This is a genomic window from Pararhizobium sp. IMCC21322, assembly GCF_030758295.1.
Taxonomy (GTDB): Bacteria; Pseudomonadota; Alphaproteobacteria; order Rhizobiales.
In genome coordinates this window covers 5,050,819-5,074,060 of the sequence record NZ_CP132335.1, presented here as the reverse complement: position 1 = coordinate 5,074,060, position 23,242 = coordinate 5,050,819, and the positions used below count along the sequence as shown (strand labels likewise).

Genomic DNA, 23,242 nt, shown 5'->3' with positions numbered 1-23,242 from the left:
TGATCATCGCTGTTGATGCTGGTCAATCAGCTTCACAATCTGCCGCCCAGCCTCGTCCACCGGGCCGTCATTTTTGACATGAATGATGGGTGTTTTGGCCTGAAGATCGAGCTTCTGCTGGGCCAGCCTTGCGGACAGGTTTGTGTCGCTGTTGCGTCCACGATTGGCAAGCCGTCCGGCAAGAATGGCAGGGGCCACATCCAGATGGATGATCTGCAACTGGGCGAAAGTCGCTTCCAGTTGACCCAATGCACGGCGTGCGCCGTTCAGAATTGCCAAACCACCCAGATCCACATGATCTTTGGCGGAGGCGGGAATGGCATAATGCAGATCATGAGCCTGCCAGGTTGTGGCGAATGCGCCAGCCTCTTTGGCAGACAGAAATTGCGCAAGTTCCATGGTGTCATGATCCTCATGACCCTTGTCAGAAGGGCGCGTCACAATACGGCGGACGAACAGAATTTCACTGCGGTCCTGCAGTTCAGCACGCAACCAGTTTATGAGCGTATCTTTTCCCGAGCCGCTTGGGCCGACAATTACAAAAACGGTTCCGGTCGGGTGGCCAGTGGTGTGACCCGTCGTTTGATCAGACATCAGCGGCATCAGCTTACCCGCTGTCCTTGCCGCCAGACAGACCGGACCAGTGGAACTTCGTCGTCACTGTGCCGAACCCTGACAAGATCGGCCCGTAAACCGGCTTCAATGCGGCCCCGATCGTCCAGGCCAACGGCTTTTGCAGGTGTTGCGGTGACCATGGCAATCGCTTGTGGCAATGCCATATCGGGATCATCTGCCAGCACAAAGGGGGCATGCATGATGCTGAATGGCACGTAATCAGATGACAGAACATCAAGCACACCGGACTTTGCCAGATCAGCGGCGGCAATATTGCCGGAGTGGGAGCCGCCGCGCACAACATTCGGCGCACCCATCAACACCCTTAAACCCGCATCATGAGAGGCTTTGGCTGCTTCAAGACTGGTTGGAAACTCTGCCAGCCGAACACCGAAATCAATGGATTCCTGCACGTGATCCAGACTGGCATCGTCATGACTGGCCATGGGTATGCCGCGTTTGTTGCAAATATCGGCAAGCATTTTACGGTGCGGGTCAGAATAACGATCAGACCGGGCAATGCGGTTTTTCACAAAAATATCAAAGGCTTCGTCGGAAAGACCCTTCATGGTCTTGTAGTAGAGGGTGTATTGTTCCATGGATTGGAATTGGCGCTGTCCCGGCGCGTGATCCATCAGTGATACGAGCCGGATTTCCGATACGCCATCGAACTGTGCAAATTGTTCCATCACATCAGATGCTGACACTTCGCACCTTAAATGCAGCAGATGCTCTGCACGCAATCGCCCCTCCTGGCCCGCTTTTTTAAGAGCGTCCGCCATTTTGCGCATTTCATCTTCTTCGAAATCATTGCCCTCATTATTTGTGCCAATGCGCAGGCAATCCAGAACAGTTGTAATGCCTGCCGCTGAAATCTGCGCATCATGGGACTGGATCGCAGCCGTTACATTCCAGCGCTGGCCGGGGCGCGGCGAATAATGGCCTTCCAGGTGATCCGTGTGCAGTTCCACCAGTCCGGGCAGCAGATAATCGGCCTCAAAATCCTCGCCAATGGTCGAGGACCCTTGGGTGATGTCAGCAATCAGGCCATTCCGCACTTGCACCGAGCCGTTGATAATCTCGGTTTCCAGAATGATGTTGGCGTTGCGGAAAACAGTTTCGGAACTCACAGCGATTGAGCCTTTGTGATTGGGGATGTGGCAAGCGGACCAAGCGGAACTGCGGTGTGAATGATAAAGGGCGCGCCTTTTTCAACTTCGCAAAACAATGTCAGATGATCACACATCAACGGTTTTTGCAGAAGCGGGTCAAACAGCGGTTTTAAAATGTCTTCCATCTGGTCAGCTTCCGCGTCTGGAACAGCCCCGGTTAATGTCATATGAAAGCGAAAGGCGTCAAAAATATATGGATAGCCCCATTGTTGCAGATAGGCGCGTTGCTGCTCTTCCAGCCGGTCCGGATTGCGTCTTGCATAATCCGCTTCGCTCAGGGGTGCGCGAAAAATATCAAAATAGCGGACAATTTCAGCGGCAAACCGGTTCAGATCACTTGCGTTGCTTTCGGGCACCAGCGCAAAGAAATGGCCCAATCGCCCAACTTTCAAACTTGGCATCGCGAAGGCTTCGCGGCTTTGACAGAAACGCTTCATAGCGCTGATAAGCTGGTTTTCGCTTTGGTCTTCTGACAGATGGAAGGGGGCTTTCAATGTGCCGTGAAATCCATAACGCCGGGGCGCAGCTGTCAGGTCTGCAAGGCGGGCTGCGCTCAACGTGCTGTTTTGGGTGCTGTTTTGAGTGCTATTCTGGGTACCGTGGACCGGCTGTTTATAAAACACACCGGAATAGGCATCTCGCCCAAGCCATTCAGCAGCAATTTGTGTCAGGCCATGACTGACAGGAGGCGTGTAAAAGAGGGCATAGCGCATGTGTGAACTGCTTGTTGATGTAACAATTGGGCGCCGATTGAGGGGGAACGGGATTGGCGCGCAATTTCACTATGACAGACCCGGCGTAATATTTTGATGAATGTTTTGAATGCTTGCCTTCAAAATTGAAATGGAAGTGTTGCTTACTCTTCGTTAAAAGGAGAGCGCTTGCTACGAAACCATGCAATGAGTCCATGCAATTCCTGCATGCGATTTCATATCTCCCAAAGGACAACATCATGACCTCCGAACTCGACACACGGCTAGATAGCGCAAAGACAATTGCCAAGGGTGCCGGAGACATGGCGCTGGATTTCTTTCAGGATATCGGCAAGCTGATTATTGAAAGCAAGGGCGTTCAGGACATGGTGTCCAATGCGGACCGGGATGTGGAAACCTTTGTGCGCGAAGAATTGGCGAAGCACTTTCCAGATGATGGCATCGTTGGAGAAGAACATGCCAATGTGGAAGGCACGTCCGGCTATACTTGGGTGATTGATCCGATTGATGGCACGGCCAATTTCGTCAATAATATTCCGGCATGGTGCGTCATATTGGCCTGTGTCCACGACGATGAAACAAAAATCGGTGTCATTTATGCGCCCTGGAATGACGAGTTGTTCTGGGGGGGGCAAAGACAAGGGCGCTTTTGTCAATGACCGTGCCATGAAAACGGCAGAGACCGAAGGCTTCCATGATGGTAATTTCGGTGTTGGTATGAACGGCCGGACGGAAACCAGTCTGGTTGTCGACTTTATCAGAGTGCTGGCGGAAAAGGGTGGCCTGTTTTACCGCAATGCCTCTGGCGGACTAAGCCTGGCCTATGTCGCCGCTGGCCGGTTGATCGGTTACGCCGAGCCGCATATGAACGCCTGGGATTGTCTGGCAGGTCAGTTGCTGATCGCTGAGGCCGGCGGAATTATTGAACAGCAAAGCGCCGATCAGATGCTCAAGACCGGTGGGCGCGTTATCGCCTCAACACCCGTGCTTTTCGATGATCTGTTGGTCATGAGCGACAACACTTTCCCTGTTTGAAAATAGAAAATTTCGGTCTGTCAGCCAGCCAATTCGTCCGCTGGCATCCGGCTTTTTTAATTAGCCGAATAAAGAATTGATTGTCGGGCTGAGAATCTTGTCCTAGGCTACCCCAGAGACATCAAGATCTCTGGGAGGACACTATGAAAAATACATTTACAGTCGTTTCGGCTGGACTGTTTGCTGCGCTTATGGCGGCACCCGCCATGGCTGCTGAAAAACTCACCTATTATTGCAGCGCGCAGGAAGACTGGTGCCAATTGATGGCGAACGGTTTTCAGGATGCGACTGGAATAAAGGTCAACATGACCCGCAAAAGCTCCGGTGAGACTTTTGCTCAGATCAAGGCCGAAGCCTCAAATCCAAAGGGCGACATCTGGTGGGGCGGTACGGGCGATCCGCATCTGCAGGCAGCCGAGGAAGGCCTGACTGAAGCTTATGTTTCGCCAATGCGCAAAGAATTGCAGGACTGGTCCATCTCGCAGGCAACTTCTGCCAACGACAAGACCATCGGGATTTACTCCGGTGCCCTTGGCTATGGCTACAATGAAGATCTGCTGACCAAAAACAATCTGCCGGTTCCGGCTTGCTGGAAGGATTTGCTGAAGGCTGAATATAAAGGCCATGTGCAGATGGCGAACCCGAATTCATCCGGTACCGCCTACACAACACTTGCCACCATTGTGCAACTGTTTGGAGAGGAAGAAGGCTTTGAATTCATGAAAGGCCTTCACAAGAACATCAATCAGTACACCAAATCCGGCTCGGCTCCCATCAAGGCGGCCGCGCGCGGTGAAAACACAATCGGTATCGTGTTCATGCATGATGCGGTGAAGCAGGCAGCAGCGGGTTTCCCGATCAAAGTTGTCGCGCCATGTGAAGGCACTGGTTATGAGATTGGCTCCATGTCAATCGTCAAAGGCTCTCGCAATCTGGAAAACGCGAAGAAGTTCTATGACTGGGCGCTGTCGAAAGAAGCACAGGCATTGGCTCTGGAAGTGAATGCGTTTCAGGTGCCGTCCAACACAATGGCACCGACATCCGACAAAGCGCCTGATCTGGCATCCATCAAGCTGATTGACTATGATTTCGGCAAATATGGCTCCAGTGACGAGCGTAAGCGTCTGCTGAAGAAGTGGGATGACGAGGTGTCAACACTCCCGCAGTAAGCAGCAAACATGCAATCACCTACAAAAAAGACCTTCCCGGTTCTGATCTTCTGGATCATTGTCGGGTGGGTCGGTTTTCTGATCCTGCCATGGTATGGGATCGAGGATTTCTGGACCTTTGAATGGCTGGTCGACGGCTATCCGTTTGACAGTGACTATGCGCCCGGCATCTTTCTCATCACGCAGGGTGAAAAACTGTGGCTGGCGCCGTTGCTGCTGCCGCTGATTGGGGCGTTGTTCGCCTATCGGATTGGCAAGGAAGACGCGCGTTACGCAAACACGCTGATTCTCGCAGGTGCTTTTGGCTTTGCGTGGCTGATAGCCCAGGGGTTTGGCATTGGTTTGCGCGGCTGGTCCTATGGTTGGCTGGAGGCGATCTTCGGAACATTGGACGACCGCCAGTTTGGCATGGGCTACGGCGCCATGCTGGTCTCTGCCTGTTTCCTGTTTCTGCTGACCCAGGGCATAGCCGCAAGGGGCGCAGTCAATGGCGATGTCTTTGTGGTGTCGTCGATCGGCTTTGTGGTCGCTGTGGTTGGCGTTTTCGTATTTTTTCCAATTGCACGCATGCTGATTGCCGCCTTCATTACCGAAGAAGGCTCGTATTCGGTATCGGTGTTTTTCTCTAAATTCCTGAGCCCTCGATTGTGGGGGCTTGGCTGTCTGTCCGGTGGCAAATGCGGGGCGGCTTGGAACTCACTTGTTCTGGCGGTTCTGGTCGGGTTTTTGACAACAGTTCTTGGGCTGGTGTTCGCGCTGGTGGTGACGCGCTCCGGCTTTCGGCACAAAAAATTGCTCCGCGCGCTGACCGTTTTGCCCATCATCACACCGCCCTTCGTTATTGGTCTGGCGCTGATCCTGCTGTTCGGCCTTTCCGGTTCGGTGACGGTCTTTGTGTCTGATCTGTTTGGTGTTCAGCCAACCCGCTGGGTCTATGGAATGCCCGGCGTCTTGATTGCCCAATTGCTGGCCTTTACGCCCATCGCATTTCTGGTGCTGATCGGGGTTGTGGAAGGTGTCAGCCCCTCCATGGAGGAGGCGGCGCAAACCCTGCGGGCCAGTAAGTGGCAGGTGTTCAAAACCGTGTCCCTGCCGCTGATGCGACCGGGCCTTGCCAATGCATTTCTGCTCGGCTTCATCGAAAGCATGGCTGATTTTGGCAATCCGCTGGTTCTGGGCGGAAACTTTGATGTGCTTTCAACGGAAATTTTCTTTGCCATTGTCGGAGCGCAATATGATCAGGGCCGTGCGGCCGTTCTGGCCATTGTCCTGCTCACCTTCACCTTGTCCGCGTTTTATGCGCAACGTTTCTGGCTTGGAAAGAAATCTTACACAACCGTGTCCGGCAAGGGCGATTCAGGCATTCATCCGCATATGCCAAACGGGCTTGCCATTCCGGTTTTCGTTTCGGCTGGTGTGTGGGCGCTGTTCACAATCGTCGTCTATGTGATGATCGTCTATGGCTCATTTGTCGAGCTTTGGGGCGTCAACAATACGCTGACCTTCAAGCATTATGTGACTGCCTTTTCTGTGCGGATGGGCGAAGAAGGCCTGCGATGGACCGGCTCAGCCTGGAACAGTTTCTGGACCACAGTGCAGATTGCAGCTATTGCCGCACCGCTGACGGCAGGTGTAGGGCTGATTACCGCCTATCTGCTGACACGGCAGACTTTCATTGGCAAAAATGCCTTTGAATTTGGCACGATGCTGAGTTTCGCCATTCCCGGAACGGTGATTGGCGTCAGCTATATTCTGGCCTTTAATGTGCCGCCGATCGAATTGACCGGCACAGGTGTGATTCTGATTGTCAGCTTTATTTTCCGCAATATGCCCGTGGGAGTTCGTGCCGGCATTGCGTCCATGAGCCAACTGGACAAAAGCCTTGATGAAAGTTCGCTGACCCTTGGGGCCAACAGTGCGCAAACATTCCGCAATGTCATTCTGCCCCTGTTGCGACCGGCTATTCTGGCAGCATTGGTTTATTCGTTTGTGCGGGCCATGACGGCCATCTCAGCGGTGATCTTTCTGGTCAGTGCCGAATATGACATGGCGACCAGCTACATTATCGGACGGGTGGAGAATAATGATTATGGCCTGGCGATTGCCTATTCCACAGCACTGATTTTCGTCATGCTTCTTGCCATTGCCATTTTGCAACTGGCTGTTGGCAAGACAAATATTGGGCGTCGCATGAGCCCGCCAAAGCAATGAGACGGATCGAGGAATAACCCATGACAATGGCTACCAGCAGCAAGGCGGCTTCGGTAACATTCCGGAATGTCAAAAAAGTCTATGGCCGGGATGTGCTGGCCGTAGATGATATTTCGCTGCACATTGAACCGGGGCAGTTGGTAACTCTGCTGGGGCCTTCCGGCTGTGGCAAGACAACCACCTTGCGTATGATTGCCGGTCTGGAAATGGCGACGGAAGGCCAGATTCTGATTGGCGATACGGATGTCACGAAACTGCCGGCAACAGACCGCGACGTGTCCATGGTATTTCAGTCCTATGCGCTGTTTCCGCACATGAATGTGCTGGAGAATGTGTCTTACGGGCTGAAATTCTCCGGTTTCGACAAAAGTGAAACGCGGGAGCGTGCCTTGGCTGGCCTCGATCTTGTCGGGCTGAATGGCTATGGGGATCGCCTGCCGTCGGAATTATCTGGCGGACAACAACAGCGCGTTGCAGTGGCGCGCGCGCTGGTGCTGGAGCCACAGGTGCTTTTGTTTGATGAGCCGCTGTCAAATCTGGACGCGAAATTGCGGCGGCAGGTGCGTGAAGAAATTCGGGAGATTCAGCAAAATCTGGGTCTCACAGTTGTTTACGTGACCCATGATCAGGAAGAGGCGCTGGCTGTCTCTGATCGTATTGTGGTGATGCGTAATGCGCAGATTGCACAGGAGGGCAGTCCGCGCGATCTTTATGAATTGCCCAATGACGCATTCGTTGCCGATTTTATTGGCGAGGCGAATCTTGTTCCCTGTCATGTCGACAGCGTCGACAAGGATGTGGCGACCATCAGCATCGGATCGTACAGCCATAAATTGCCTGCTCGGGGTATGGCACCAGGTGCTGCAACGCTGGCAGTACGTCCAAGCCGGGTTGAATTGCAGGCCGGTGCTTCGGAGCACACCATGGATGCAAAAATTGTAAAGGCCACCTATGTGGGCAGTCACATGGAATACACGGTTGAAACCGGGTTCGGAACCTTGTTTGCGGTGTCGGGTAATGTGAGTTCCGTATTTGAGACCGGCGCAGCTGTGGCCATGCGTTTTGAAGAATCTGGTCCGGTGCTTTTGCCAAAAAGCTAAAGTAGGTTTATGGGTCTGTTGATAATCCTTCCGGATCCAGCAAAGGCCGAAATGAGACCTGCGTACCCAAGACTGCGAATAAACGTTTCTGACAGCGTGACAGGCTTGTGAGCAAGTATCTGTCGACCGTTATCAGTCTGATCGTGCATTCACTGCAGCAATTGTTCCGTCGACCGGACTGGTTTGGCCGGGTCAATCGGTATTCCATACGTGATGATGCGTTTGCCGGTCTCACCGGTGCAACCATCGTTTTGCCGCAGGGCATAGCTTTTGCCGCCATTGCCGGTCTGCCGCCGGAATACGGCTTCTATACCGCCATGATAACGCCTGTCGTTGCCGCGTTGTTTGGCTCGTCCTGGCATACGGTTTCCGGACCGACGACAGCGATTTCCGCTCTGGTTTTTGGTGCCCTTTCCGGCATTTATACGCCGGGCAGCGGTCAGTTTATTCAAGCCGCAGTCACCCTTGCCCTGCTGGTGGGACTATATCAGTGGGTGCTGGGCCTGGCCCGGCTGGGCGCGCTGGTGGATTTTGTGTCTCATTCGGTGATGACGGGTTTCATTACCGGTGCCGCCTTGTTGATTGCGATGACGCAGATCAAATCCGCGCTGGGGCTTGATTTGCCGCGCCCGGAACATCTGACGGAATTCGTCACGGCATTGTGGACCAATATTACCCTTGTGGACCCGGTCTCGCTGGGTATTGCCCTGTCTGCGCTTACAACTGGCTATATGGTCAAACGTCTGCGCCCGCGCTGGCCCAACTATTTGCTGGCCCTGCTGGTTGGGACGCTGGTTTATCTGGCGCTTGGCGGGTCGGATCTGGATGTTGCTACCATCGGTCTTATCCCGTCTGTTATTCCTGCATTTGAAATGCCGAACCTTGGGTTTGGCGCCTTGCAGGATCTGGCCTCGCCCGCCTTTGCCATTGCCATGGTTGGCTTGCTGGAGGCCATGTCCATTTCAAAAGCTGTTGCGTCCAAATCCGGGCAGGACATCAGCAGCAACCGGGAATTTGTCGGGCAGGGCGTTTCCAATGTGGTGGGCAGTTTCTTCCATTGCTATCCAGGTTCCGCCTCTTTCACCCGGAGCGGGCTTAATTATGAGTCCGGTGCCAAAACACCTTTGTCGGCAATTTTCTCTGCCATCTTCCTGTTTCTGATCCTGTTGCTGGTGGCACCTTATTTCGCCTATGTGCCGATACCGGCCATGGCTGGTGTCATTATACTGGTGGCCTGGAAGCTGATTGATTTTCGCGAAATCGCGCATATTTTCACAACCAGCAAGACGGAAAGCTGGATTGCCGGCGTGACTTTTGTCTCGTCTCTGGCCATTGATCTTGAATTTGCAATTTATGCAGGCGTGCTTCTGTCGCTGGCATTGTTCCTCAATAAAACATCCCGGCCCTTCATCGGCATCGGCTCGCCTGACCCTTCTGAACCCAATCGGCCGTTCAAAAACGCGGCCACCAATAATCTGCCGGAATGTCCGCAATTGCTGATTGCGCGGCTGGATGGGCCGCTTTATTTCGGCTCGGTTGAGTTTATACGGCGTCAGTTTCGACGGTTCGAAATTGAGCGGCCGTCCCAAAAACACTGCCTGTTCATTGTAAAAGGTGTCGGGGAAATTGATCTGCCGGGCGCGGAATTGCTGATTGATGAAGCAAAACGGCGTGAGATAATGGGTGGCTCATTCCATCTGCAAACCAGAACGCCGCGCACGATCAGCAAGCTGGGCCGCTTCAAGGTGATGAAAAGCCTGACCAAGCACTATATTCATCTCAGCAAGAATGATGCGATTGCGGATATTGTGCCAACGCTTGATCAGACAATTTGTGCTACCTGCCAGACACGGATTTTTCGCGAGTGTCCGCAAGCACCTGAAATTACGCAGACTGAAGATGATCAAGGCCAAGACGTGCAGGCCAATGTGGTGCCGGAAGAGGAACCTGCACAATAGGCAGCGTCTTCAGGCTTTCAGATGCAGTGTCACCAATATTGTGCTGGATGCGCCATCTTCAAAATCGGCACGGACGCGAAGCCAATTGCCAAAATTGCTGATACGCGCAACTGCAATTTCATCCTGCGCGGACGGCATGGCAACCCGCGTACCTTCCGGCAGCCAGCGTATACCATCTGGTGATATCTCGACATTGACATCCGGTTGGGGCCCTTCAGGTGCCTTTAGTGCGCGGATGAAGAACACGGCCTCGCGGGCCCAACCACATTCATAAGGTGGACTAGCTGCATGGCCTGTCCAGTTTTCGTTGCGAGCGACGATTGCTGTATGGCTTTCCGGTAGCATTAGAAATCTCCTGAAATGCAAACAGAATCGACGTAGAGGAATGCACTCTTGGCTACATCTGTTTCAGCAAAGAACGCAAAATTCAGCATGCACCACAGGTTTTTCATGGCCGGGATTTTGATGGATTCAAAACCAGACACATCAAATTCGCGATCATTGCACTGAAAGGCCAAGGCCTTCATGTCACCCAGATCAAAATCAAATCGCAGATAAGTCCAATTTACCTTTGTGGGAATTTCATTGTAGCAAAGCCGCTGTGCGCCGCCGGGCAGGTCAAGCCAGCCTTCGGGCTCCAGATGATAGTGACTGGCAGTCTTGTCGCCAGTGCCAATGGCAGTAAAATCAGATGTTTGCGGCTTGTATTGCCACTTTTGCAGATGGACACCGTTTTCGGCGTTCAAAAAGCGCAGATGCGGCATGATACGTTCAGAATCCTGATCGTTATCCCCGCCCTGCAGATCAAACAGAAACCCGACCGAGCGAACGTCCGTTTCGCTCAATTGCAATTCGGTCGCCTCTGGCTTGAAGGTGAAATAGGTTTCAAACCGAATGGGGCCTCTTTTGCGAAACGTATGCCGCTTGATGGCAACGTTTTGCGCGCCTGTGCGTGGGCGCGTGGCGATTTTCAGTGCGTAAGAACTGCCAGCACCGCCGTGGGAACCGGCATCCCAATGACTGAGCGTCGATAGCATGGGGCTGGTATGTTGCGCATATCCGGGCAGCATTGTGTCCAGCGAATCCTCGTAATTACCCACCAATTGGGACCAGCCCGCATAGCCTTTGGAAAACTGGTCAAAGCTGATGATGCGCCGCATGGGATCGAAACGACTGAGAGCCGGATCGCTGAGGCGTAGTGCCCGCAGCATGGCTTCTTCCATATTCTGATCGGTGGCGTTGTCTGTCACTTTGCTTGTCTCCATGCCTTGCATTTCTAGGGTGTCCGGAGACGTTCAACAACGTCCCAGTTGATCTCCAGACCAAGGCCCGGGCCGGTCGGCACGCTCAACTCGCCGCCTTTTTGGCGCTGGCTGGCAGAGGCAATGTCGGCCAGTTCGGTTTTGAACGGGCTGATATCGCTGTGGCATTCCATCATGCGCAAATTCGGCATGGCCGACGCCACATGAATGCTGGCGGTCTCACACACAATGCCTGACATGCCGATATGAGGGGCGTAACCGACACCGCATGCATGGGCCAATTCAGCCATGCGTCTTGTTTCCGTGACGCCGCCGGAGCGCGCAATATCGGGCTGCAGCACGGACAGGGTCCGGTTCTGCACCAGACGTTGCGCCTGATCGACCGTGTAGTTGCTTTCGCCCGCAGCCAGCGGGACGCTGGTGCGCTTGCGCAATTCCTCGTATCCGGCTTCGTCTTCCGGGTTCAAGGGCTCTTCAAACCAGAAATAACCATTATCTTCCAGCGCCTTGGCAACTTCAACAGCGCCATCGAGGTTGTAAGCCCAATTGGAATCAATGCATAATTCTGCCGCATCACCGGCCCGCTTGCGCAGACGTTCAATACGGCGGCAGGATGCCTTGACCTGTTTGCCTGTTTTGATCTTGATGCGGGGATAACCGGCTTCCAGATAGGCATCCAGTTCTGCATCTGCCTCAGCGTCTTCAACCCAGTTGATGGAAGCTGCATAAACAGGGATCGATGTGCGACCCTCGCCACCTAAAAGCATCCACAAGGGCATATTCGCGGCCTTGCCGAGAATGTCCCACAATGCAATATCGACGCCCGCAATGGCCTCAATCAGCATGCCGCCGCACCGGCCTGACAGGGCCCGGCGCATGTTATTCCAGTGGGCGCTGATCTCGTGCACGGGTTTGCCGATCAATCTTGGCCGCAGGGTGGTGTTGATGAGTTCCGCATAGGCTTTAGGCGCGAAGCGGGCCAGGGTTTCGCCAATGCCGTTAATGCCGGCGTCGGTGCGAATTTCCACCAGAACCAGAGAAACATGCTCGTAGGTTCCCCATGATGTGACCGTTGATTTCGGGAGCTTCTGCGTCAGCGGATGGGCAATGACATCCGTGATTTTGATGTCAGGTGCAGGCGCGCTGCGGGTGATCTGCTGTTGAGAGGACGCGCTCATGGCCGGACTCTGACTGCCCATAGAGGACTGACGTCGGAACGGTTTTCTCTTTGCGTATTTGGACGCGCATTTGTCATTGGCGGTTTTCTCCCGTTTCGCGCTCAGACTTACTGTAAACAATACAACATAGCAATTAAATAACATAGTTGCTATGTTGCTATCAAGCGTGTTAGAGCATGCCAAATCATGAAGGAGCCAGCATGGTTAGTGCGACGACAGACAGTTTGACGTTCAACACGAAGCGGGCAGCGCCCTTGCGGCTTGCTGACACAGTTTCGGATGAAATTGCGGCTGCCTTGTTTGACGGGCGTATTGCACCAGGCGATCCATTGCCCTCGGAAGGGGAAATCGCGCGGCAGTTTGATGTCAGCAAACCCATTGCACGTGAAGCGTTGCGGCTTCTGGCTGGCGCTGGTCTGGTCCACACTCAACAAGGCAAAGTGGCGCGTGCCAAGGCGATGACCGGTGAACCACTGGATCGCATTTATGGCTATGCCGTTCGCTCAAGTCTGAAGCGTTTGCAGGAAGCCAATGAGATGCGTCTGGTGCTGGAATCCGGCATTGCCAGACTGGCCGCCAACCGCAGGGATCAAAAGGGTCTGACGCTTATGAAGCAGGCCCTGGAGGTCATGCGCTCCTCAATCGGTGAGCCTGAAGATTTTACCCAGGCGGATATCGATTTTCATCTCGGCATGGCGCTTGCGACCGGAAATACGATGATCCGGATGCAGGTTGAAGGCATGCGCTCGGTTCAGCGAGAGGTCTCAGAACTGTTTTCACGCCGCAGCAACCGCTCCAAAGCGGACTGGCAGGCAACGGTTTTGCGGCATGAAGCCATTTATGATGCGATAGCTGCGGGCTATCAGGCCGGAGCCCAAGCGAGCCTGGTGGCCCATTATGATGCAGCCGATATTGCGTCTTTCGAGGTGGCCAATGGCTGATAGCGCTGGCTCCCTTTCCGGCAAGCGTGCCCTTGTTACCGGAGCTAATTCTGATATTGGCTACGCGATTGCACAGGCTTTGGCAGCGGAGGGCGCAGAGCTCGTTCTGCACCGCCGTGCTGATGCCAAAAAAACTGGTGATGACAGGCAATTGTTTGAAACCTGCCCGGTCATTCTGGCGGATTTTCTGGAAAGTGACGGTGCTTCCAGACTTGCCAAAGCGGCTCTGGAAACTGGCCAAATTGATATTCTCATTGCCAATGCGGCAATGGAAAAACGCCAATCCTGGCAGGATGTTGATCCTGCATTCATCAATGCGCATGTGAGCGCGAATTTCACCTCAATGCTGATGCTGATAGGCGCTCTGGTCCCGTCGATGGAGCAGCGCAAATGGGGCCGGGTGGTTGCGATTGGCAGTGTCATGGCCACAAGACCACGCGCTGAAACCACCGTTTATGCTGCATTGAAGTCTGCGCAACTGACAGCTTTGCGGGCCATTGCGCGGGATGTTGCGCCCAATGGCGTCACCATGAATGTGGTGTCTCCCGGCGCGATTGAGACCGACCATATGGCAGCGCTCTATGCAAAGCCTGATTTTCGCAACGCGGTCACCGCCAAAATACCAATGGCCCGGCCGGGAACGCCAAAAGACCTTGTGGCACCTGTGACGATGCTTTGCGGCGATGGCGCAAGCTACATCACAGGCGTTGATATTCCCGTCAATGGCGGATGGGACATCGGTGATGCGCCCGGAAACCTCATGGAATTTGTTCAGTGACGGGTTGAGACCGTCTTTCTTGTGACCACAGACAAAGTTTTAACGGAGGAGTAAAATGACAATGTTCAGAACAAAAATTACAGCCGCCGCGCTGCTGGGTGCCAGTTTTCTGGTATCTCCGGCAGTTGCGCAGGAATTGCGCTTTACAGTTTGGACGGGCAATGACGCTCATCTCAACATGCTCAACAGCATCGGCGAAAGCTTCAAAGCCAAGCATCCGGATGTAACGGTCACGTTTGAGACCATTCCGGCGGGTGATTACATCCAGAAACTTACATTCCAGCTGGCTGGCGGTACACCGCCGGATCTTGGCTGGATGTTTGAAAATTCAATGCCGACTTTTGTCAAAGCGGGTGTGTTGGATGAGCTAACACCAACTCTGGCTGCCACTGAAGGCTATGATCTGGAAGACTTTTCAAAACCGGCCATGGCGCTGTGGTCCAATGATGGTGCCGTTTATGGCGTGCCGTTCTCAACGTCCCCCTTCATGATGTTCTTCAACAAGGACATGTTTGATGCTGCCGGATTGGAAGATCCTTTGACCCTTGCTGACAAGGGCGAATGGGACATGGCGAAATTCCGCGAAGTCTCGGCCGCATTGGCAGCTGCAAATGAAGGCAAATGGGGTTTTGAGTTCAAGGATGGTCAGGGCTATGACAGCCGCATCATGCACGCCATCATGCCGCCAATCCGGGTTTACGGTGGCAATGCCTTTGACGGTGGCGAGTGCGGGTTTGAAAAACCGGAAGCGGTTGCTGCGGTCACCCAATTGCATGAAATGATCTTCAAAGACGGCTCCATTGTACCGCCAGGCGAACAGGGCGACTTCTTCTCCGGTAGTTCAGCGATGACCATCAACCAGATTTCCCGTGCTTCCAAAATGCCGGATGCCGGGTTCAACTGGGGTATTGCGCCCTTGCCAACCGGTCCAGCCGGTGCGTCGCCGGTGATCGGACAGGCCGGACTTGTGGTGTTTTCCAAGAGCGAAAACCCTGAGCTTGCCAAGGAATTCATTGCTCATATGACCAATGCAGAAAACGTTGCGGTTATGGCCCAATTCTTCCCGCCGGCACGCAAATCCGTTCTGGACAGTGAGGCGTTCACCAACGCCAATGCACTTATTCCAGCTGCACAAATGGCAAATGTGAAAGCTGCGATTACAGATGGTCAGGTGCTTCCAAGCCATGAGCGGACGCCGCAGATTGAAGCTGCCATGAAGCCGCGCTTTGATGCGCTGTGGAAAGCGGATGCGAATGTCGAGGAAGCATTGAAAGCCGTCTGCGCTGCCATTCAGTCGGAACTCTAGGCTGAATTCAACGCAGGCCATTTAAACAGGACCGGGGCATGACTCCCAGTGAGAAAACAGCAACCATGGCGCAGGCAACGCGCGTGCCATGGTTGACCCTGCGCCGCAAGGAGGCGCTTGAAGCGTGGCTGTTTGTCAGTCCTACGTTGATCGGCTTTATCATCTTCTTTTTGGGCCCACTGATTGCCGTGGGCCTTTACAGCCTGACCGAATGGAATCTTCTCAGTCAGGAATCCACCTATGTTGGTGTTGAAAACTTTCGCGATGCCTTAACGGTCAATCCCGATTTCTGGCTTGTCGTGCGCAATTCAGCGCTGTTTGCCCTTGGGTTGGTGCCAATGAACATGGCACTGGCTTTGACGCTGGCACTTGCGCTGTCGCGCCCCTTTTTCGGGGTCGTTTTCTTCCGAACCATCTTCTTTGCACCCGTTATCACTTCTGCGGTGGCCTGGGCCATCGTCTGGAAGTTCCTGCTTCAGGGAGAGGCAGGCGCGGTCAACCAATTGCTCGCAAGCATTGGCATTGACGGCCCGAACTGGTTGCGGGAACCGAATTGGGCGATGTTCGCCGTGATTGTGACCCGCGTCATCAAAATGGTCGGGCTCAATATGATTCTTTACATTGCTGCACTACAGGCAATCCCCCGGGATTATGAGCAAGCCGCGCAGCTGGAAGGCGCATCCCGCTGGCAGATTTTCCGCATGGTGATCTGGCCCTTGCTGGCCCCCACAACGCTGATCATCATGGTGATTACTACCATCGGCTCGTTCAAAGTGTTCGACCACATCTATCTGATGACGGGTGGTGGACCGGAAAACGGCACGCTGGTGCTGGCCTATTACATCTACCAGCAGGGCTTTGAATTCTTCAATGTCGGTTATGCGTCTGCGCTGGCCATCATCATGTTTGTAATTGTACTGGCACTTACGATTGTGCAGTTGATCCTGCGCCAGAAAGGGTCGGGATGAACCTGTCTCAAAAACAGCTGCAATTGATCAAGCGTGTTCTATGGACCGTATCTTTGCTGATCGTGGCCGTGCCCTTTGTCTTTCCGTTTTTGTGGATGGTGTCATCGGGCTTCAAAAACTCGGCAGAAATCTTCGGCCAACCATCCCTTTTCCCAGCCATATGGCGCTGGCAGAATTTTCTTGATGTGTTTGACCACCAGCCCTTTGCGCAGCAATATTTCAATTCGCTGTATATTTCAGCGGCGGTGACCGTGATTACTCTGGTGATCTCCTCACTGGCTGGCTACGCGCTGGCGCGGCTGCGGTTTGCCGGTTCTGCGTTGCTGATGCTGTTTCTGATTTCGGCGCTGATGGTGCCTGAAGAGGTGACCATCATTCCCAACTTCTTCCTCATCCGCTGGATGGGTCTGATGGATACCCATATGCCGCTGATCCTGTTGCCGGTTTTCGGAGCGCATGGGGTGATGGCCACCTTCTTGATGCGTCAATATTTTGTGGCGCTGCCGAAGGAGCTGGAAGAAGCCGGGAAAATGGATGGGCTGTCACGGGTTGGTATCTGGTGGAAAATAGCTATTCCCATGTCACGCCCGGCGCTGGCAGCGGTGGCAATCATTACCTTTCTGCATTCGTGGAACCTGTTTCTGGAACCGCTGGTGTTTCTCTCCAGTCTGGAGAAGTTCACCCTGCCTCTGGCGCTGTCGAATTTCACCGATGCCTATGGTCTGCCGCTCTGGCACCTGCAGCTTGCGGCCACCACTTTGGCTGTGATCCCTATTCTGGGCGTCTATCTCATTGCCCAGCGCCAGATTATTGAAAGCTTTGCAATGTCGGGGGTGAAGGGATGAACCAACCTTCTGATTGCCAATTGGACAAACAGTCATGACAAGCCTTGCCCTAAGTAATCTTGCCAAATCCTTTGGTCCTGTGAAGGTCATACGGGATATTGATCTGACGATTGAAGATGGCGAATTTGTTGTGTTTGTCGGCCCGTCCGGCTGCGGAAAATCAACATTGCTGCGCATGATTGCCGGTCTTGAGGACATCACGTCCGGCGATCTGATGATTGGTGAACGGCGCATGAACGAAGTGTCTGCATCAAAGCGCGGCGTTGCCATGGTGTTTCAATCCTACGCGCTGTATCCGCATCTCACAGTGCGAGAAAATATGGGCTTCGGTCTGAAAGTCCGGAAGATGCCGGCAACTGACATCAAACGAAATGTCGATAATGCCTCGGCGACGCTGAAACTGGATGCGCTGATGGATCGATATCCGCGTGAGCTCTCCGGTGGACAGCGGCAACGTGTTGCCATCGGGCGCGCCATAGTCGGCAATCCCGATGTGTTCCTGTTTGATGAGCCATTGTCCAATCTGGACGCGGAATTGCGGGTTCACATGCGCGCCGAGATTTCGGCACTGCATGGTCGCCTTGGCAACACCATGATTTATGTAACGCATGACCAGATTGAAGCGATGACGCTGGCAGACCGCATTGTGGTTCTGCGCGATGGGCGGATTGAACAGGTCGGAACACCACGAGAGCTTTATGCGCGTCCAGCCAATGTGTTTGTGGCGCAATTCATTGGCAGCCCGAAGATGAATATCTGCGGTGCTGACAGTCTTGCCACTCAGTTGCAGGAATCTGGTTTTGATCTGAAGACCGCAACGCAAATCGGCATCAGGCCAGAGCATTTGAAAATTGTGGCTCCAGGTGATGGGCAGTTGCAAGGGCAAGTTATTGTCAGCGAATATACCGGATCTGGCTCACTCCTTCACATTGAAGTTGAGGGTGCCGGAATATTTCTTGTTGTCCAGGAAGGACAGGCTGGCGCTGAAAAAGGCGAGAGCATTGGATTGTCATTCTCGAGCGAAAATGTGCATTTGTTTGATGGATCGGATGTCGCAATTTAGTCTGCAAGTCGCGGCTGATTTGATGTTTGCCAGAAAACGATCGTGACAATTATCTCAATTGACCATGAATCTGGAATTGAAGGGGAGGCTGGCCGCTCCAACTGCTTTGGGTGAGGGATTGAGGCTGCCTGCAATGGCAGTGATACCAGGCACAGATTGTTCCAGAATGCTGCAAACCGTGCGGCAGATGTCCCGGGGCGCATAGGACGACAAAACAATTGTGTCCACTTCAACGAATTGGGTCAGAGCCAGACAGGAAATGGTCAAACGTTCAATCAAGGCCTGTTCCCAGATTTTCTGTGTCTGGCCATAATCCGGCCAACTGGAAGACCGGTCCCAAAGCGGGTCGGTGGGAATGCCCTGTTGTTGCAGGGCCTGCTCCAGACTCAGAATGCCGACATCAAAGCTCAGGGCGGAATTTCCATTATAGATCTGGTGGTTAAGCACTAAACGTGTGTGAAGTTCCGCACCCAGATAGAAAAACAGATAATCTGTCAACGGTTTTGCCACACCGAACATGCTTTCGCCGCCAGCGGTTGCCGTGATGTCATTCTGGACGAAAACCGGAAAGCCGATTTCATTCTCAATCTCATGTTGAAGAGCGGCATATTTCTGCTCGATGGCCTGTTCCTCGCCGCCGATGAGAGAGCCGGATTCCGGCAAGGCCAGCCCAACGCCGGCCAGCCGGTCATAAGTGCCCTTCGGCAACATGGCGATGGCTTTCTGGATGGTTTCCAGAAACTCCGGATGATTGCTGTTTTGGCTGGGGGAGGGATTGGGCAAAGTTGCGTGAAAGCCCACTTCACCGACGAAATTTACCAGTACGATTTCCGTGTTTTTATGGCCAATGCAAATGCCGACCGAGTAAGCTCCTTCCGGATTCAAGGCGACGGGAATGGTTGGCGGACCGACCCGCCCCTCGGCGCGCATGGCTTTGCCTTTTGTAACGAGCCCTTCCTGTTCCAGAGACCGCAGTAAAACAGAAATTGTCTGGGCGGAAAGGCCGGTTTTCTCGCCTATTTCCAGACGGGTAATGCCGTCATTCTGCAGTAATAATGACAGCAGCAATCTTTCATTATAACTGCGCACACTGACTGAATTCAGTCCGGTGGCCCGGTCTGCGATGCGCAGCGGGTTTGGAGGTGCAAATCTCATGTCAGGCATGGTGCAGACCCTTCCCGCTAAGTGCTTTGAACCGCTTCATGCGACCACCCGATGGATTCCACTTCGCGGGCCAGCGCCACGCCCAGATTTTCATGCGCTTCCTGGTTGATATGAAATCCATCTTGAGGATCGCAGTCGACAACGGAACCGGCATCAAAAAAATGGACTTCGAGAGAATCGGCAACAATCTCGAATTGCAGGGCCAGCTCATGAGATTTCTTCTGTGCGCCGGAAAAGATTGGTTCCCATTCCTTGATTTCGTCCCGCATCGGAGGTGGTGCGACTATCATGATTTCCGGGACAGTCCCGCCGGGTCCTGGTGCCAGTTCCTTGATGTCATAGATCAGGCAACCAATGCCCATCGCTACTTCCGAAGCTGGTTGGTTAAATCTGGCTTTCAGATCATTGGTCCCGAGCATGATGATGACCAGGTCCAGTATCGTGTGGCTCTGGATACAGGGCCACAGATAGGTCCGCCCGTTTTTGTGCGGGCCCTCAATGGGATCATCGCGAACTGTCGTTCGTCCACTCAGACCCTCTTCGACGATATGCCAGTGTTCGCCCAACTCTCGTGCCATCACGCCTGGCCAACGTTGTTTCGGGCCATAGCGTTCCAGTGGCGTTCCACCCGGGATCTGACCATGAGTGTTGGAATCTCCAAAGCACAATACGGAACGCATGTATCTGTCCTGTCAAAAATAATATTTTTTAATCAGTAACTTAACTGCCATTTTTTGGGCAGTAACATCGCGAAAACATGGCACTCTACTGGAAAAAAGGCAAGCAGCTTTAATATTCATTCAGCCTGAATAACTATTGACTTTCGAAAAATACCTGTGCCTTTTAGATGCAGGGAGGACGGTCTGAGAAATCCAGTCAGGCGCTATATATCGGCATAACACGATAAAAATTGCGCCTCCGGGTATACGCGGATTTTAAGCCGTGTTCTCAGAACAAAATCTTTTGGAACACAGCCAATTTGTCTGTTTTCGCGGTTGGCGAAACGAAGGCATGGCTTTCGGGAGGCAGGGAGTTTCGTTCGTTCGACGCTTTTGACTCCCGTTATCGCGAACTGGAATTCTGAGCCCAACATGGAGGAAAGCTCAATGAAATACACTCTCAAGTCTCTGACAACAGCGGTTTTGCTGACAACGACATTTCTGGTTGCTCCGGCACTCGCCCAGGAGGCGATGCTGATGGACGGTGTGACCGCACGCGCTGAAAACAACCCTACAGTGGAAGCGGGCAAATTTCAGAAGGATGGCCCTTGGGTCATTGGCATGAGTCATTTTGGTGTCAATGCCAATACCTGGACCGTTCAGGTTGCCCATGAAACACAGGGTGCTGCTGATGCGGATAAGCGTATCTCAAAAATGATTATTCTCGATGCCGGGTTTGATCAGAAAAAGCAGGTTTCCGACATTGAAGATCTGATTGCGCAGAAAGTGGATGCCATCATCGTCCAGCCTGTGACATCAACTTCAGCGGATGCCAGTATTGCCAAGGCCGTGGCTGCAGGCATCCCTGTTGTCCTGCATACAGGGCGCATCGAGTCTGATGCCTACACCACCGAAATTCAGGGTGGCGCAGAGCATTTTGGCAAGGTGATGGGCGATTTTCTGGTCAAGGAACTTGGCGGCAAGGGCAATGTCTGGGTTTTGCGCGGCCTGGCAGGTCATCCCGAAGACACAAACCGCTATAATGGCATGTTGCAGGCTTTCGAAGGCTCCGACATCAAGATCATCTCCGAGGATCATGGCGACTGGCAATACGACAAATCCAAGAAGCTCTGCGAAACGCTTTATCTTAACAATCCGCAGGTTGATGGCATCTGGTCGTCAGGCGCAGATATGACCCGCGCCTGTGTGGATGTATTCAAGCAATTCGGAGCTGAAATTCCACCGATTTCCGGAGAAGGCAACAATGGCTTCTTTGGCCAGTGGATCAAGGATGGATTCAAATCCGTCTCTGCGGAATACAGCCCAGCTCAAGGCGCAGCAGGCGTTCGTGCAGCGGTCGCCCTGTTGGAAGGCAAAGAGCTGAAAAAGCATTACGACTACAATCCGGAAGGGTGGGATCTGGAAAAAGCCACGACCTTCTACCGTGATGACCTGTCAGCGAATGTCTGGTGGCCAACCGAATTGCCAGAGGAAAAACTTCAGGAACTTTACAGCAAGAAATAACTCCCAGGACCAGCAGAAGGCGGCGCTGCTGCCTTCTGTTCCTGCTGGTTTCGTATGTTCCGGGGTGATCACGTGCCAAATCTGATCGAAATGTCGAATATCTCCAAGGCGTTTGGCGGCAGCGTAGCGCTGGACAGGGTTTCGCTGGAATTGAAACCGGGAACAGTTCACGCGCTGATGGGCGAGAATGGCGCTGGCAAATCCACCTTGATGAAAATACTCGCAGGCGTTCATCAGCCGGACAGTGGCGAGATTCGCAAGAACGGTGAAAAGCTTGTCATCCCGCGTCCCAAAGACGCCTTGGATTTGGGCATTTCCACTGTGTTCCAGGAATTGTCGCTGCTCTCGAACCTGTCCATTGCAGAAAATATGTTTCTGGGCCGGGAACCGATCACCCGCTTCCGCACAATTGATTATGCGGTGATGGAACAACAGACGACCGAAGCGCTGCAGGAACTTGGACTGACACTTGACCCGTCCACACTGGTTTTACAGCTGAGCATCGCAGAGCGGCAATTTGTTGAAATTGCCCACGGGATCAAGGCCGATGCGGCTGTTTTCATTCTTGACGAGCCCACAGCTGCGCTCAACGCAGCCGATGTGGCGGTTCTCAACCAGCATATTGCGCGGCTGCGCGATGCGGGCAAAGCGATTGTCTACATTTCGCACCGCATGGATGAGATTTTTGAAAATTGTGACACCGTTACGGTTCTGAAAGACGGCCAGTTGGTCGGCACCAGGCCCTTGGCGGACATGACCCCGGATTCGCTGATTGCGATGATGGTTGGCCGTGAACTGGCGCATCTGTTTCCAGAGCGCAGCACTGAAGTTGGCGAAGCTGTGCTGGATGTGAAGGATTTTAGACTGGAGGCCGGATCGCAGCCATTTTCACTCAAACTTTGCCGCGGGGAGATCCTGGCGCTGGCCGGGCTGGAAGGGCAGGGTCAACAGAAGTTTCTGCGTTCCTTGATCGGGCAATTTGTGCCCGCTGGCGGCGTCGTCATGATCAAGGGTCAGTCGTTGAAGCTTCCGGTCGCACCATCAGCAGGTGTGCGGCAATTGCAGGCTTTGGGGGTTGGATATGTTCCAGAAGATCGCAAGGAAGAAGGCTTGTTTCTCGGTTTGCCGATCAGCCACAATATCGCCATTGGCCTGCATTCCGCGCGATCGGCGCTTTCACTGGCGAAGGATTACCTCAAGATTATCACCGATACGATGGCCAGCATGAATGTGAAGGCTGCCGGTATCGCTGCGCCAGTCAATTCGTTGTCCGGTGGCAATCAGCAGAAAATTCTGTTGGGACGTTATCTGGCCGCTGATGTGGATGTGCTTCTCATTGAGGAGCCGACCCGGGGCGTGGACATTGGCGCTAAATCAGAAATCTACAAATTGCTGCGCAGCTTTGCCGAAGGCGGTGGTGCCGTGCTGGTTCTCTCCCGTGAGACGATTGAGCTGATTGGCCTGTGCGACCGGATTTATGTGGTTCATGACAACACAATTGTCAGTGAAATGCGGGCCGAAGCAGCAACAGAACACAAGATATTAGACGCGGCTTTGAGCGCATGAACAGTGGACAGAAAA

General features: G+C 53.4%; 22 protein-coding genes. 14 read left to right on the top strand and 8 right to left on the bottom strand.

Annotated features, from left to right (window positions below):
• Positions 1 to 3: 3 nt before the first annotated feature.
• Genes phnN through RAL91_RS24120 form a run of 3 tightly spaced genes read right to left on the bottom strand, consistent with a single transcriptional unit; the run spans position 4 to position 2,500 of the window.
• Complete coding sequence (phnN, locus tag RAL91_RS24130) at positions 4 to 594, bottom strand: phosphonate metabolism protein/1,5-bisphosphokinase (PRPP-forming) PhnN (protein WP_306258772.1); 591 nt, start codon at positions 592 to 594, stop codon at positions 4 to 6.
• 8 nt (positions 595 to 602) lie between these two features.
• On the bottom strand, positions 603 to 1,745 hold the full coding sequence (locus tag RAL91_RS24125) for an alpha-D-ribose 1-methylphosphonate 5-triphosphate diphosphatase (protein ID WP_306258771.1): 1,143 nt from the start codon (positions 1,743 to 1,745) through the stop codon (positions 603 to 605).
• Positions 1,742 to 2,500, bottom strand: coding sequence for a DUF1045 domain-containing protein (locus RAL91_RS24120; protein WP_306258770.1), 759 nt, complete (start codon positions 2,498 to 2,500; stop codon positions 1,742 to 1,744). The genes RAL91_RS24125 and RAL91_RS24120 overlap by 4 nt, the downstream gene beginning before the upstream one ends.
• A 239-nt stretch (positions 2,501 to 2,739) precedes the next feature.
• Between RAL91_RS24120 and RAL91_RS24115 the strand changes: the two genes are divergently transcribed.
• The 6 genes from RAL91_RS24115 to RAL91_RS24090 all read left to right on the top strand — a co-directional run bounded on the left by RAL91_RS24115 (position 2,740) and on the right by RAL91_RS24090 (position 9,973).
• Positions 2,740 to 3,159: an inositol monophosphatase family protein gene (locus tag RAL91_RS24115; protein ID WP_306258769.1), complete on the top strand. Its 420-nt coding sequence runs from the start codon at positions 2,740 to 2,742 to the stop codon at positions 3,157 to 3,159.
• 7 nt (positions 3,160 to 3,166) lie between these two features.
• A complete protein-coding gene (locus RAL91_RS24110; protein WP_306258768.1) occupies positions 3,167 to 3,535 on the top strand; it encodes an inositol monophosphatase family protein in 369 nt (122 codons plus the stop codon).
• A gap of 143 nt (positions 3,536 to 3,678) precedes the next feature.
• Positions 3,679 to 4,704 (top strand): ABC transporter substrate-binding protein, encoded by a 1,026-nt coding sequence (locus RAL91_RS24105; protein ID WP_306258767.1) that lies wholly within the window; start codon positions 3,679 to 3,681, stop codon positions 4,702 to 4,704.
• A 9-nt stretch (positions 4,705 to 4,713) separates the two neighbouring features.
• Entirely contained in the window at positions 4,714 to 6,915 is a 2,202-nt protein-coding gene (locus tag RAL91_RS24100) for an iron ABC transporter permease (RefSeq protein WP_306258766.1), read from the top strand.
• Positions 6,916 to 6,935: 20 nt separating this feature from the next.
• Positions 6,936 to 8,015 (top strand): ABC transporter ATP-binding protein, encoded by a 1,080-nt coding sequence (locus RAL91_RS24095; RefSeq protein ID WP_371932462.1) that lies wholly within the window; start codon positions 6,936 to 6,938, stop codon positions 8,013 to 8,015.
• 107 nt (positions 8,016 to 8,122) lie between these two features.
• Positions 8,123 to 9,973 carry a SulP family inorganic anion transporter gene (locus tag RAL91_RS24090; RefSeq protein ID WP_306258765.1) on the top strand — a complete coding sequence of 617 codons (1,851 nt, stop codon included), beginning with the start codon at positions 8,123 to 8,125 and terminating at the stop codon, positions 9,971 to 9,973.
• Between the two features lie 9 nt (positions 9,974 to 9,982).
• On the opposite strand, the gene RAL91_RS24085 is transcribed toward RAL91_RS24090, so the two are convergent.
• Genes RAL91_RS24085 through RAL91_RS24075 form a run of 3 tightly spaced genes read right to left on the bottom strand, consistent with a single transcriptional unit; the run spans position 9,983 to position 12,413 of the window.
• Entirely contained in the window at positions 9,983 to 10,318 is a 336-nt protein-coding gene (locus RAL91_RS24085; protein ID WP_306258764.1) for a hypothetical protein, read from the bottom strand.
• Positions 10,318 to 11,196 (bottom strand): DUF6772 family protein, encoded by an 879-nt coding sequence (locus tag RAL91_RS24080; RefSeq protein WP_306263103.1) that lies wholly within the window; start codon positions 11,194 to 11,196, stop codon positions 10,318 to 10,320. The genes RAL91_RS24085 and RAL91_RS24080 overlap by 1 nt, the downstream gene beginning before the upstream one ends.
• Positions 11,197 to 11,249: 53 nt before the next feature.
• Positions 11,250 to 12,413 (bottom strand): mandelate racemase/muconate lactonizing enzyme family protein, encoded by a 1,164-nt coding sequence (locus RAL91_RS24075; protein WP_306258763.1) that lies wholly within the window; start codon positions 12,411 to 12,413, stop codon positions 11,250 to 11,252.
• A 200-nt stretch (positions 12,414 to 12,613) separates the two neighbouring features.
• Between RAL91_RS24075 and RAL91_RS24070 the strand changes: the two genes are divergently transcribed.
• The 6 genes from RAL91_RS24070 (at position 12,614) to RAL91_RS24045 (ending at position 18,314) form a co-directional block, all read left to right on the top strand.
• Positions 12,614 to 13,354, top strand: coding sequence for a FadR/GntR family transcriptional regulator (locus RAL91_RS24070; RefSeq protein ID WP_306258762.1), 741 nt, complete (start codon positions 12,614 to 12,616; stop codon positions 13,352 to 13,354).
• Positions 13,347 to 14,132 carry an SDR family NAD(P)-dependent oxidoreductase gene (locus RAL91_RS24065; protein WP_306258761.1) on the top strand — a complete coding sequence of 262 codons (786 nt, stop codon included), beginning with the start codon at positions 13,347 to 13,349 and terminating at the stop codon, positions 14,130 to 14,132. Before RAL91_RS24070 ends, RAL91_RS24065 begins: the two co-directional genes overlap by 8 nt.
• Before the next feature lie 61 nt (positions 14,133 to 14,193).
• Complete coding sequence (locus RAL91_RS24060; RefSeq protein WP_371932461.1) at positions 14,194 to 15,438, top strand: sugar ABC transporter substrate-binding protein; 1,245 nt, start codon at positions 14,194 to 14,196, stop codon at positions 15,436 to 15,438.
• A 38-nt stretch (positions 15,439 to 15,476) separates the two neighbouring features.
• Positions 15,477 to 16,406, top strand: coding sequence for a carbohydrate ABC transporter permease (locus RAL91_RS24055; protein ID WP_306258759.1), 930 nt, complete (start codon positions 15,477 to 15,479; stop codon positions 16,404 to 16,406).
• Positions 16,403 to 17,251: a carbohydrate ABC transporter permease gene (locus RAL91_RS24050; RefSeq protein WP_371932460.1), complete on the top strand. Its 849-nt coding sequence runs from the start codon at positions 16,403 to 16,405 to the stop codon at positions 17,249 to 17,251. Before RAL91_RS24055 ends, RAL91_RS24050 begins: the two co-directional genes overlap by 4 nt.
• A gap of 34 nt (positions 17,252 to 17,285) precedes the next feature.
• Entirely contained in the window at positions 17,286 to 18,314 is a 1,029-nt protein-coding gene (locus tag RAL91_RS24045; protein ID WP_306258758.1) for an ABC transporter ATP-binding protein, read from the top strand.
• Positions 18,315 to 18,368: 54 nt separating this feature from the next.
• Here RAL91_RS24045 and RAL91_RS24040 read toward each other — a convergent pair whose 3' ends face one another.
• On the bottom strand, positions 18,369 to 19,478 hold the full coding sequence (locus RAL91_RS24040) for an ROK family transcriptional regulator (RefSeq protein ID WP_306258757.1): 1,110 nt from the start codon (positions 19,476 to 19,478) through the stop codon (positions 18,369 to 18,371).
• Positions 19,479 to 19,495: 17 nt separating this feature from the next.
• Positions 19,496 to 20,158 carry an SGNH/GDSL hydrolase family protein gene (locus RAL91_RS24035; protein ID WP_306258756.1) on the bottom strand — a complete coding sequence of 221 codons (663 nt, stop codon included), beginning with the start codon at positions 20,156 to 20,158 and terminating at the stop codon, positions 19,496 to 19,498.
• Positions 20,159 to 20,584: 426 nt separating this feature from the next.
• Here RAL91_RS24035 and RAL91_RS24030 point away from each other — a divergent pair, with 426 nt between their 5' ends.
• Positions 20,585 to 21,661 (top strand): substrate-binding domain-containing protein, encoded by a 1,077-nt coding sequence (locus RAL91_RS24030; RefSeq protein WP_306258755.1) that lies wholly within the window; start codon positions 20,585 to 20,587, stop codon positions 21,659 to 21,661.
• 72 nt (positions 21,662 to 21,733) lie between these two features.
• On the top strand, positions 21,734 to 23,227 hold the full coding sequence (locus tag RAL91_RS24025; RefSeq protein ID WP_306258754.1) for a sugar ABC transporter ATP-binding protein: 1,494 nt from the start codon (positions 21,734 to 21,736) through the stop codon (positions 23,225 to 23,227).
• The last annotated feature ends 15 nt before the right edge of the window (positions 23,228 to 23,242 follow it).